This is a genomic window from Mycoplasma suis str. Illinois (assembly GCF_000179035.2).
Taxonomy (GTDB): Bacteria; Bacillota_I; Bacilli_A; order Mycoplasmatales; family Mycoplasmoidaceae; genus Eperythrozoon_A; species Eperythrozoon_A suis.
The window spans coordinates 300,957-314,063 of the sequence record NC_015155.1; the positions used below are offsets into that span (position 1 = coordinate 300,957).

At 31.2% G+C, this 13,107-nt stretch carries 8 protein-coding genes and 2 tRNA genes; 9 read left to right on the forward strand and 1 reads right to left on the reverse strand.

All coding sequences use genetic code 4. From position 1 onward, the window contains the following. Nucleotides 1–3: 3 nt before the first annotated feature. The 9 genes from MSU_RS01770 (at nucleotide 4) to MSU_RS01810 (ending at nucleotide 10,359) form a co-directional block, all read left to right on the forward strand. On the forward strand, nucleotides 4–1,590 hold the full coding sequence (locus tag MSU_RS01770) for a CTP synthase (RefSeq protein ID WP_013609807.1): 1,587 nt from the start codon (nucleotides 4–6) through the stop codon (nucleotides 1,588–1,590). Between the two features lie 64 nt (nucleotides 1,591–1,654). Next, nucleotides 1,655–2,932, forward strand: a complete 1,278-nt coding sequence (hisS, locus tag MSU_RS01775) for a histidine--tRNA ligase (RefSeq protein ID WP_013609010.1) — start codon at nucleotides 1,655–1,657, stop codon at nucleotides 2,930–2,932. Nucleotides 2,933–2,942: 10 nt separating this feature from the next. Continuing rightward, the gene (gene aspS / locus MSU_RS01780) at nucleotides 2,943–4,574 is read left to right on the forward strand and encodes an aspartate--tRNA ligase (protein ID WP_013609808.1); all 1,632 of its coding nucleotides are present in this window, start codon (nucleotides 2,943–2,945) and stop codon (nucleotides 4,572–4,574) included. After that, nucleotides 4,575–6,806, forward strand: a complete 2,232-nt coding sequence (locus MSU_RS01785; RefSeq protein WP_013609809.1) for a class I tRNA ligase family protein — start codon at nucleotides 4,575–4,577, stop codon at nucleotides 6,804–6,806. It abuts the gene before it with no gap. A 3-nt stretch (nucleotides 6,807–6,809) separates the two neighbouring features. Next, a complete protein-coding gene (locus tag MSU_RS01790; RefSeq protein ID WP_013609810.1) occupies nucleotides 6,810–7,673 on the forward strand; it encodes an MPN551 family DNA-binding protein in 864 nt (287 codons plus the stop codon). Between the two features lie 6 nt (nucleotides 7,674–7,679). Next, nucleotides 7,680–8,828, forward strand: coding sequence for a DHH family phosphoesterase (locus MSU_RS01795; protein ID WP_013609811.1), 1,149 nt, complete (start codon nucleotides 7,680–7,682; stop codon nucleotides 8,826–8,828). Nucleotides 8,829–8,864: 36 nt separating this feature from the next. After that, a tRNA-Ser gene (locus tag MSU_RS01800) sits at nucleotides 8,865–8,957 on the forward strand. A 28-nt stretch (nucleotides 8,958–8,985) separates the two neighbouring features. Then, nucleotides 8,986–9,061, forward strand: a tRNA-Trp gene (locus MSU_RS01805). Nucleotides 9,062–9,192: 131 nt separating this feature from the next. Further along, nucleotides 9,193–10,359, forward strand: a complete 1,167-nt coding sequence (locus tag MSU_RS01810; RefSeq protein ID WP_013609812.1) for a sodium/hydrogen exchanger — start codon at nucleotides 9,193–9,195, stop codon at nucleotides 10,357–10,359. Here the strand turns inward: MSU_RS01810 and ileS are convergent. After that, a complete protein-coding gene (gene ileS / locus MSU_RS01815) occupies nucleotides 10,333–13,071 on the reverse strand; it encodes an isoleucine--tRNA ligase (RefSeq protein ID WP_013609813.1) in 2,739 nt (912 codons plus the stop codon). The two genes, MSU_RS01810 and ileS, sit on opposite strands and share 27 nt — an antisense overlap. Between the last annotated feature and the right edge of the window lie 36 nt (nucleotides 13,072–13,107).

Genomic DNA, 13,107 nt, shown 5'->3' on the forward strand with positions numbered 1-13,107 from the left:
AAAATGAAAATTATTTTCCTTACTGGTGGGGTTTATTCGTCTTTGGGTAAGGGAGTAACTCTTTCCTCAATAGGGAAAGTTCTTCAATTTGAAGGTTTTAAGTGCAGTGTTCTTAAATTTGATCCCTATTTGAATTACAATTCAAAATTTTTATCACCTAACCAACATGGTGAGGTGTTTGTAACTAAAGATGGAGAAGAAACAGACTTAGACTTAGGACATTACGAAAGATTCCTAGGTATTGAATTAAGTGCACACTCGTGTTGCACTTCAGGAAAAATATTTCACAGTCTTATGAAAAAAGAAATGAATGGAGAATACAATGGAGAAACTGTTCAAATAGTTCCCCATTTAATTCAAGAAATAGTTTCTAGATTTGAATATTTTGAAAATACTGATACAGAAATACTCCTAGTTGAGCTAGGAGGAACTGTATCAGATCTTGAGCAAAAGCCTTTCTTATTGGCTGCAGAATATCTAAAAAATAAGAAAAAAGATGACATGATTTTCATTCATCTTGCTCCTGTTTTGTCACTAAATTACAATGGTGACAAAAAAACTAAACCAATTCAACATTCCCTCTCAATACTTAAGAAAGTCGGGATTACTCCCGATATTCTAATTCTTAAGGGAGATAGTTGCTTAACAGAAGCAGAAATTTCAAAAATAAGTTTTAATTTCCCTCAAATTCCGAGGGAAAATATTTTTTCTTCCTGTTACAAACTAGATATTTTTGAAATTCCTATTCACCTCTATGAAAAGGAAAAATTATGTGATAAATTACTTTCGCTTCTTAAATTAGAGAAGAAAAATAACTCTTCAGAAAGAGAATTAAATGACTGGAAGAAATTTAATTCTCTAATAAAGGGGAAGAAAAAACATGTAATTAATGTAGCAATTGTTGGCAAATATTCTTCTTGTCCGGAATCATATTATTCCATTATCCAGTCACTGAAGTTTGCTGGATATGGACTTTCAGCTGAATTAAATATTTCTGTTTTGAAATCAGAAAATTTACATTCAGAAAGTCAATTAGAAGGATTCCATTTAATTTGTATTCCTCCAGGATTTGGAGAAAAATCCCTAAATGGAATATTCCTAGCCATTAAGTATGCTAGGGAAAACAAGATACCTTTCCTAGGTATCTGTTTCGGAATGCAATTATCAGTAATTGAATTCTTTAGAAATCAATTAGGAATCTCAGATGCTAATAGCTTAGAGATAGATCCTGAAACTAGTTTCCCAATACTAGTTCCTTGATCTGACAGTAAAGATATGAGAGTCGGAGAAATAGAAGTTAATTTCTCCGAAAATACCAAGTTACATAATATTTATGGAAGTATTAAGAGAGATGCAAGACATAGAAATAGATATGTTTTCAATGCTAAGCTTGCATCTCAACTTCCAGAATTTAAAAATTCTTCTCTAAAAATATCTGCATGATCTGGAGATATTGTTGAGGGAGTCGAACTAGAAGATCATCCTTTTTTTGTAGGAGTTCAATATCACCCAGAATTTAACTCCAGACCTTTGTCTCCTGAACCTTTGTTTATTGAAGCTATTTCTTCAGCAATAAAACAAATTAATTAGTTAACTAATCTTTTCTTTAGTTAAAAAATAAATCTTACTTAAAGAAAAGATAGACTTCTAAAGGATGTTTGCGCAAGCGAGAGGAACTAGAAGCATTAGAGGAGAAGAATTACGTCAGAGAAATTACATTAAAAAACTTCTAGTTCAGTGAGCTAGAAATAATAATTTCTCTGAAATAGAACTTCCAACATTTGAATACAGCGATCTTTTTGTTGGAAGTTCCGAACAAGAAGAAAATATTTTAGAAAAGGAAATATTTTTCCTTGAGGGAAAAAAATATGCTCTTAAGCCTGAGGGAACCATCTCTATAGCTAGAGAGATAGTTAATCAAAAAATGATAGCTAGAGAGGTCTCTCCGCTAAAGTTTTGCTATCTCACTCAGTGTTATAGATATGAGAGACCTCAAAAAGGAAGATATAGAGAGTTCACTCAATTTGGAGTTGAAATAGTAAATGCTAACTCAGTATTTTTTGAAATAGAACTTATTCTTTCTCTGAATAAGTTCTTAAATAGTGTGTTAGGACTTACTCCTCATTTGAGAATTAATTACTTAGCTTCTTCTGAAATAAAGAAGAAATGGGCAGAAGAACTTAGAACTTATTTTTCTGACCCAGAAAATTCTGCGAAACTTAGCAAAATTTCTAGAGACAGAATAAGGGAGAATCCTATAAGAATACTAGATGATAAGAATGATTCACACCTTCAAGTTGTTAAGGATTCTCCCAAAATACATAACTATTTTTCAGAAGAAGATAAGAAAAATGTAGAAACAATTAAGAAATATCTAAATTGTTTGGGAGTTAAATATCAGTGAGATAATAATCTAGTCCGAGGGCTAGATTATTACACTGGAATAGTATTCGAGTGAGAAATAAATAACTTAACAATAGCTGGAGGAGGTAGATATAACGAACTATTTAATAAGTTCCAGACTGGAACTACTCCAAAAAATACTATTCCCTCTTTAGGGCTAGCTGTAGGAATAGATAGACTACATCTAGCCCTAAATGAAAATAACTATAAGTGACCTAGAAAGATAAGTTACAAATTGTATTTGTGTAACTTAATGGTCAATATTGAACCAAAAGTTATTCTTTTGGTTCAAAAACTTAAAGAAGAAGGTATTCAAGTAGAAACTAATTGAGAATTTAAGGACTTAAATTCTCACTTTAAATATTCTGATAAGTTAGGTTTTAGATGACTTCTTATATATGGAGAAAAAGAACATAATAATAGAGAGATAATTCTTAAAGAACAAAATAAGAATTATCAAATATACTTCTCCCTAGATAATTTAGAAGTCCTAATAGAAGAAGTTAAAAGAACTCTTGAATTCGAATAATAACTAAATAATGAGTAGTTTTCTAGATAGAAGAGTTCTTATTTCTGATTTGGGAATAATCCCAAATCAGAAAGTAGTTATAGGTGGTTTTATAGAAACAGTTCGAAAACTAAAAGACATTGTCTTTTTAGTTATTAGAGATGGTAGCGGAAAAATACAAGTAGTTTTCCCCAAGAAAGAAGTAGAACTTCCTCCTAGAGAAAGTACTGTTCTTATTGAGGGAACTACTTCCCAAAAAAAGAATTCAGAAGAATTAGAAATTCTTGGAGAAAGGATGGAAGTGTTTTCAACTTCTAAACCTTCTTTTCCTATTGATCTCAATGAGGAAAAGATGAGTGAAGAAAAATACAGAATGAAATATAGATATCTTGATTTAAGAAGATCAGCTCTTCACAATAATATAGAATTTTGCTCTAAAGCAAAATTCATAGCTTCATCTTATTTACATATTCTTAACTTTAGGGAAATAACTACTCCTATTCTCTCTTTCCCTTCGAGGGAAGGAGCAGAAACTTTTAAGACTGAGGAGAATGTGAATGTAAATAGAAGTTTCACATTAGCACAATCTCCTCAGATCTATAAGCAATTACTAATGATTGCTGGTTTTGAAAAGTATTTTCAATTTGCAACTAGTTTTAGAGCAGAAAAAATGAGAGAAGATAGACAATATGAATTCTCTCAATTAGATATTGAGATGTCTTTCTCCACTCAAGAAAAGCTATTCGCAATAATAGAGAAATTAATAATTTCTCTAATTAAAAAACTAGTCAAGTCTGATTTTCCTGACTTACCTTTTAGAAGAATAAGCTTCCAAGAAGCTTTTGAAAAATATGGAACTGATAAACCAGACTTAAGATTTTCTCCTTATATAGTTGATTTGTTTTCATCTTTTGATAAAAAACAAGTACTTCCAACCCAATATTGTTTATCTCTCCTTGTTGAGAGAAAAACAATAAATATAGAAGAACTATATAGTGAAGTTGGAAGAGACTTCAAATATATTAAGAAGTCTCATTCCAAAATAATTGAAGGTCAATATGATGATTGAATGATTAGTTTTTCAGAAAAACTAAATAATCATTCAGAAGAGTTCTACTTATTCTATATTTGTTGCAATAGTGGAGATAAAAGAGAATCCCTTCTTAGAATGGGAAGAATAAGAACAGCCATTATTAAGCAAATTAAGAATAGAGAGTGAGAAAACAATTTCTCACTCGTGTGAATAACAGATTGACCTTATTTTGAAGAAAGTTTGGAAGGTAAATTAGTTACTTCTCACCATCCATTCACACTCCCAACTAAAGATAGTCTTTCCAAAGACAATCTCTTAGATTGGAAGTCTCATGGATATGATTTAGTACTTAATGGAGTAGAAATAGCTTCTGGAGGTCAGAGAATATATAACTCTGACCTTCAGGCAAAAATATTTAGTATTTTGGGATACTCTTCAGAAGAAATCAACCAAGAATTTGGTTGATTCTTAGAGGCACTAAATTATGGAGTTCCTCCTCATCTTGGAATAGCTATAGGTTGAGATAGATTAATGTCAGAACTCCTTAATTTGAAAAGCATTAGGGAAGTTATAGCCTTCCCTAAAAATACTCATGGAAATTGTTCAATGAGTTCTTCTAAAACAACTTAAATGAGTAAGAAAGACAACTCCCTTAACTGGGAAAATGATTTTCCCAGATGAGTAGAGAAGAAGTGAGTAAATATTTGGGAAAAAGAACAAACATATAAGTTTGAAGATGACTTAAGTAAACCTAAGTTCTATGTTTTGGATATGTTCCCATATCCATCAGGAGCTGGACTCCACATAGGACATGTTAAGGGATATCTTGCTTCTGACATAGTAGCAAGATATAAAAAAATGAAGGGATTTTCTGTATTGCACCCTATGGGTTGGGACTCTTTTGGATTGCCAGCCGAGCAGTATGCAATCCAAAATAAAGCAGATCCAAGTACATTTACAGAAAAGAACATTTCTAGATTCAGAGAAGAACTAAAGTCACTTTTCTTTAGTTATGACTTTCAAAATAAAGAAATTAATAGCTCGGACTCGAGCTATTATGCAATAACACAGTGATTATTTCTTCAACTCTATAGAAGGGGACTTGCAACTCTAGAGAATAAGCAAGTTAATTGAGTTGAAGAATTACACACTGTTTTAGCTAATGAAGAAATATATGAAGGAGAAGATGGAAAATTCTACTCCGAAAGAGGGAATTTCCCAGTAACTACTAGAAAGCTAAAACAGTGAGTTCTAAAAATAACTAAGTATGCTCAAGCTTTAAAGGAAGACCTTTATAAGCTTGAGTGAACAGACAGAATAAAGAAGATTCAAGAAGAATGGATTGGAGAAAAAGAAGCTTTTAAGTTTGAATTAAAAATCAAAGGTAAAAGCTTCGAATATTTAGAAGAGAATATAGATGATGTTAGAGCTATTTCTGGTTTTTATATATATAAAGACTCAGAAATCTTTAGATTACTAGAGTTAGATTATGAACCAAAGGATGGAGATATTCTCTTCTACTATAACGATGATCAAACATTAGATAGAGTACCTATAAAGTTCAGAGAAGGAGAGAATATCTCTGAACAAAACTTACATCCTATATATAGTGATTTCATAGAAAAGAAGAGAATACCTTCTTTTCTAAATTGAAAGGTTTTGCCTAAAGTAAAAACTTATAAGTTACAAGACTGAGTATTCTCTAGACAAAGATACTGGGGAGAACCTTTCCCAGTATATTACGACAAAGAGGGGCATATTTTCTTAGAGGAAAATTTGCCCCTAAAACTTCCACCCTTTAAATTCATTGAAAATACTAAAAAGTATGATACCCCACTCGCATACTATGAAGACTGAGTGAATTTCAAGGAAGGATTCAGAAGAGATATCAATACTATGCCAAATTGAGCGGCATCTTCTTGATATTTCTTAGCCTATTTAATAAAAAAGGGAGATGGATATCTCCCTCTAGACAGTAAGGAAGCCATTGACTTAATAGAAAGATGAATGCCTGTTGACCTCTATATTGGAGGTCAAGAGCATGCAACAATGCACTTAATTTATGCAAGGTTCTGATACAAAGTTATTCACTCAGTTTTGAACCTTAAAACTGTATCAGAACCTTTTAAGAAATTAGTTAATCAGGGAATGATATTGGGATCTGACGGAAAGAAAATGTCTAAATCTAAAAATAACTATCTCTCAGTAGAGTCTCTACTTGAGAGTTTTGGGGGAGATGTTATTAGACTTTCAGTAGCCTTTCTAGGACCTCTAGAATTGACTCAATACTGAGACGATAGACAACTATCAACTTTTGAATCTTGAATTAAAAAAATTTATTCATATTATCATCAAAATTCTTCTTATTTTGCTGATAATATTCCAGAGAAAGATAATTCAAGTGTTCTTGAATTCATCAAGAAAGTTGAATTCAGCATTCAATCATTTAAGTTCAATGTATTAGTTTCAGAATTAATGATTTTCTTCAACTATCTGAAACAACAAAACCCTAAAAGTAAAGTTGAACATTCAATCTTTATTCAATTCCTCAGCTATTTAGCTCCTTCAATAGCTGAGGAAATATGAAGAGAATTGCTGGGAAATAAAGAATCTGTTTATCTTTCTTCTTGACCTAATATTGAGGAAGGAGAAAAATCTTTCTTCTTCAGTTATTCAATTCAATTGAATAACAAATTTAAGGGAACAATTGATATTCCAAAAGATTTAAGAAATGAAGAAGAAATAATAAACTACCTGAAGTCAAGTGAAGAAGGTAGTTTATTTCTGAAAGATAAACAACTAAATAAATACATAGTTGTTTATGGAAAAATGATTAATTTGATAACTAGTTTTCCTTCTTAATTCTTGAGATTCAAGAATTATTCTTATCCTGAAGATTTTTACTTTACTAATGATCAAATCTCCCTAACCAAGTTAGGGAGAATGAAATCAATTAAGTTCAGAAAAAAAATTACAGGATCAAGAATTGCGGCTGTTCTGGGAAGAAACAAGTATAAGACACCATTTCAAATATGGTGTGAAATACTTGGTTTCGTAGAAAGTGATATAGAACCTTATTTTGCAAATGCAGGAGTGATTATTGAAAAATCACTCCTGACATATGCAAAAAGAGAATTAAGAAAACACTTTAGAACATATAATCCTCAGGAAGTTAAATATGATATCTTTCCAGATAATGAAATATTTGGAGGAATTCCTGATGGAGAGGAATTTGAAGGAGACAATATTAAGTCAATACTTGAAATAAAAACTACTCCACTAGATAGTTATTTATGAACTTTTAAAAATAATGAATTTCAATTAGTTAAGGATTCCAAGGGAATCCCAATAATAAAGGAATATAAGGGAAATATTCATAAGTGATTCGCTTTCTCAGAAAGCGAAATTAGAATACCTGAAGAATATCAATATCAATTAGCCCTATACCTCTATTTGAGAGGTATAGATAAGGGATATTTTTGTGTTGGTTTCTTAAATCAGTCTCACTATTTAAGACCTGAAAACTATAGTCCAATTCCCAAAAGGGAATTAGGAAAAGAAAATCCTCAAGTAGTAGTCATTCAGGAAATGAATATAGATTTAAAGGAATTTGAAAAAGTAATTAAGTATGCCGAAGAGTGATATAAAAAATATGTCATGAGGGGAATAAGTCCCCCTCTGACACCTAAAGATCTAAATTGAATTAGATTTGGTTTTCCCTCTCTTTAGGCTTTTGTGCCAATAGAAACAAATCTTGTAAATAGAAGAACAATACAGGAATTTGGAGACAAATTCCTTTACAAAATAAATCAATATAAGTACATATCTATTTTTCTACATATAAAGCCAGACTTTGATGCTTATGCATCAATGTTCTCGCTTTATTACTGAATAAAGTTAAATTTCCCAAATAAAGAAATAGCTCTTTGAATATATCCAGAAGAAATGAGTCAAAATGAAAAATTTCTTTTTGACTGAAATAAAGATATATTAGTTGAATTCCCAGACAGGGAATTAAAAGAAAGTCTGGGAATAATAGTTGATACTCCAAATCAAAGTAGAGTATTAACTCAGAAACATTATTTCTGTAGTGAAATAGTCATTATTGATCATCATCCGAGAATGGATTCATTTGCTCAGTTAGAGTTCATAAATCATACTTATTCCTCTACATCAGAAATACTTGGAGAATTATTTCTGATATTTGAAAGATCAGATAATAAGTATGTTTTTGAGCCTAAAATATCTAGATATTTGTATGCTGGAATAATTACTGATAGTAATTTTTTGAGGGGTAATTCAACCCCTCAAACTTTCTTCATTTTGTGAAAAATACTAGAAAAGGGAATAAATAGAAAGGAAATAAATAACTTAATTTCAGAGAAGACTCTAAACAAAAAGTTATTTGACCAAGAAGTAGTTAGAAATATTAGAGTTACTCCTAATGGACTGGCTTTTGCAATAGTAAGCCAGTCCCTATTAAAGAAGTATTTAATTCAAGATTATTTGTCAGCAATCACTAATCTAGAGGGAATAGGAGGAGTTCAAATATGAGTTATATTGATAGAGGATCCTACCCTATTAGAAGATCCTTCCACTTCAGATAAGAAGTGGAAGTCTTCTATTAGATCTAAGGAATTACCTATAGATGGAGTAGCTAAATATTTCGGGGGAGGGGGGCATAAGAATGTCTCTTCTGTTCTTTTTAAGAAAAGAAGAGACTTCTTTAAATTACTTCTCTTCCTAGATAAGTATTTAATTAAGTTTGGTTATTTTAATGCTTCCAATTATCAAAAATTTGGAAGATCTTGAAATTACATATTCTATAAGTTTTTATCTGATAGGATATTAAAGGTAGAAGTTCCACTCAATGAAATTGAGTAAGAACTTAAGATAAAAAGCAGAGGGTGCTCCATTTTTGGAATAGTACTCAAGTGATTTAAGAGGGCAGCTTGGAGAGCTGTTAGGTAGGGTATTCTCTATGCGGAGGTTTGAATCCTCTCTATTCCGCCATAATATTTAAATTAACTCCCTCATGGCTGGGGGTGTAGTTCAATTGGCAGAACATCAGTCTTCAAAACTGAGTGTTGCGGGTTCGAGTCCTGCCACCCCCGCCATATTATTAATTTCAAGAAGCAATTAAAAAGGAATAAATAAGAAAAAATTATTTCTGATTAACTAAAAAACTCACTTAAAAAAAGTAAGAATATTCTCTTTTAGAGGTATTCTTACTTATAACTACTTTTAGATGTCTTCTATTTCAACTTGATTAGAAGATCCTTTCATTCTAATTTTTTGCTTTGTATATGTAAGTGCAGGAATAACTGCACTTTCTTTTTTATTTACAGAGTCAATAAAAAATGTACTAGAAAGATTTAAGCTTTCTGAAAACTTTGTAGGCTCTAGCCTACTAGCAATGGGAACTTCTCTTTCAGAAACTATTAATGCTATTACTGCCGGAATATATGATAGAGGTTCTGGCAGTAATAATAGTCAGCAGAATGGAGAAATGTCTTTCTCCCTGAACTCTCTCTATAACTTAACGGGAGCTAATTTAGTTCAAATAGTATTCCTTGCTTGCGCAACAATATTTATTTGAAATAGGGCGAGAAAAATAAAGTTTCTTCGCCCTGAATGCAATAGATTTATTTATTCTGTTTTTCAGGGAAAATTATTACTCTGAACTATTTCCACAGTAGAGCTAGCTCTACTGGGAATATTTTTCTTATTTAAGGATTTTTCAAAACAGTTATCTATTGGGGGATATAGTGTTATCCCCTTTTTATTCTTTATTATTTGAGCTTCTTATCTAATATTTTCGAAGAAGACTACTTCTTCGGAAAAAAATTCTTCTACATCCATTCAAGAACAGCAATTAATTCCGAAATATAAGAATATATTCCAAAACTTATCAAGTTTTAGTTTTCTAATAGTATTTATTCTTATATTTTTTGCTTTCGCTATTCTTGCATTTTTGAATTTCAACTTAGTTTCAAGATTTGAGAAAACTCTAGGTATAGATAAGAATATAGGCTTAGGAACTATCCTAAGCCTAATGACTTCTCTACCTGAGTTTTCTTCTTTCTTCTTCTTGTATAAGTCTAAGTGTTATGATGCTGCATGTTCTGGTTTTCTAGGGTCAGCATTATTTAACTTAATGCTTCCAGCATTTACTCAGCTATTAAAAGGTGGTTGATTAATTGATAGCATTTCAGAAAATGATCAAAAATCTCTTGTTTTCTGAATATTCACAATTCTTATTGTGAATATTTGCTTTGCTATTGGTTACTTCACTAATAAAAGACGTACATTCCTATGAGGAATAAGGAATGTACGCTGAAATATTAGTTGAAGTGGGGCAATAATACTTCTATATATTGTTCTCTCGCTAGTTATTTCTCCTATGTTTTTCTAGTGTCTTGACACAGTCAAGACATAGAAGATAATCCTTATCTATATATTTATAGTTTTGAGTCTCTTTATGACAATAAAGAAGACATCTAGAACAAGGAGTATTTAGACTTTTTAGAACTTCTAGTTCGTTTGAACTAGAAAGTTCTAATTCAGCTACTCCTAGCATTCTTCTGAAATCCTCTTTACTGAAGTAATTGAACATACTTTCAGGAAGAAGTAATTTAACTTCCTTTATGGAATTAAATTCCTTCTTTGAGTATTTTTTTTCCATAATGGAAAATAGTTTTTCCTTTATGGAAAAGAAGTGATCTCAGTGGGATTGTTCTTTTACTTGAGTATTGTGAATATTCGTGACATCTCAATTTTCCAGTCAAATTGAGTCTTTTTTGTTTTCCATTTCTAAGTGACTGTATACTTCCTCAGCCGTCTGAGGAAGGAATATAGAGAGAATAAGGAGAGAATATTTAAGTACTCTTGAAATGACACTTATAACTTCTGATTTATAAGTGTCATCACTATCTCTAGAGTAGAGAATTGGTTTCACTATCTCTAGATATCAACTAGAGTAGAGATCAGTGAAATCCATTAATTTCTTAATGACCTTATAGAAATTAAAGAGATTTAATTCTCTTTCTGCGAAACTTATAGTTTCCAGAAATAGAGAGTAAATATATTTATTTTCTGGATAGTGGAAATTAAGTTCCACTAATTTAGTATTCTCTCAGTCAAATTTACCTAGTACTGAGAGAGAAAACTTAAATAAGATATTTCTTATTTTTCTGTATTGCAATTGAACAGAGTTCATTTGTGATTCACTAAATTTCATATCTTTTAGATAATTGGAATTTCCAATTCACAATCTGAAAATATCAGCTCCATATTTAGAAACCATTTCCAAGGGATCAATTACATTGCCCTTGGATTTGGACATTTTATGTCCTTTTTCATCTAGTACAAATCCATGGGCAACTAGAGATTTAAAAGGTAATTTACCCAAAGTAAGTAGAGAAAGAATAGAGGATGAATTGAATCATCCTCTAAGTTGATCTCCTCCCTCTATATAAACATCAGAAGGATAGACATTTCCTTCTTTATCTTTATTGAGGAAGAAAGCTGAACCGGAATCGAATCAAACATCTAGAGTATCTGTACATTTAGAAAACTTACTTTCTTCCTCTTTAGATATATTTCTCACAAAGTGAGAAATTGGCTTAGTATATCAACTACTAATACCTTCTTTAGTCAATATCTCTATATTTCTAGAGAGTTGTTCTAGTCCTCCAAATACCTTATTTTCTCGGAAGATAATAGGTATTGGAAGACCTCAAGCTCTTTGTCTAGAAATACATCACTCAGCTCTAGAGCTTAGTTGATCTTTTAATTTATTGAATAATCAAGATGGTTGAGTAAATATTTTTTCAGAAAATATTCCATCTAAATCTTTCTTCAAACCATCTAGATTTAGGAATCACTGCTTAGTAGATCTATATAAGATAGGCAAATTAGTTCTTCAGTCCTTACCTACTTTGTGCTTGATCTTGTGCACTTTTAATAGTTGTTCCTTTTCGGAAAGGAACTCTATTACTATTTTGGAAGCTGATTGATAAAAGGTTTTTGCTATAGGAGGGAACTTTACCTCCTCAAAGAAAAAACCTTTTTCATCAATAGCACAATAAGGTTGTATATTGTTTTCTTTGCAAACTAAGTAGTCTTCTTCACCTAGCCCTGGAGCCATATGAACAAATCCACTTCCTTTTCCTTCTACAAGGAAATTACCAAGGAATATAGAATTTATATCCCCTGTTAGACTATTTAGATACTTTAGTTTTGGAAGTAGTTCAGATTCCACTGAACTAAGTATTTCAATATCTGATTCTTCTCATCCTAGTATTTCTTTAGCAGTAGAAATAAAAGTATGAGAAGATAAATAGATATTGTTTTGATATTTAAAGAATGAATACTTTAAACTTGGGTGAAAAGCTATGGCTAGATTGGCTTCCAAGCTGTAAGGAGTAGTTGTTCAAAGTATTATTTTTGCTCCCTCCAATTCTGGAGGGAGATCTGATACTATTTCTCAGACAAAGTAAATACTGTCACAGTCTACATCTTCATAGTTAAGTTCTGAATCAGCTAAAGCTGTTAAAGAAGAATATGATCATGCAACAGGTTTATATTCTTGGAAGATTAGATTTTTAGAGAAAAGTTCTCTAAAAATAGAATATTCATTCTCAGTGAAATTAGGGTTAGAAGTTAAATAGTATGGAACACAGGGAAAGGATAGATTTAGACTTGAAAGTTGCTTTGCCTGTGTTTCAACTTGAGAAAGAGCATAATTTAAAGATCTCTTAAGTTTTTCTGGAACCTCCATTTGCTTGAAATTTGGAACTTCTTTCTCAAGTTTGGATTCAATTGGAAGTCCGTGCATGTCTCAGCCTAGCCCAAGCTCAGTAGAAAATCCTGAAATATTTTTTCACCTAACTATTAGATCCTTTAGGACTTTGTTAAGTGCGTGTCCCATATGAATAGAACCATTAGCATATGGAGGCCCATCCATTACAACAAAACTAGGTTTATCCTTGTTTTGTTCTAGTCTCTTTGAGTAAATTTGATTTTGCAATCAAAACTCAAAGAAAGATTTCTGTTTTTGAACTAAATTAGCCTTCATAGAGAAGGCTGTTTTGGGTAAAAATAGAGTGTCTTTTAAAGAAGACATACTACTTATTTTCTATAAATTTTGAAAAAAATTTAT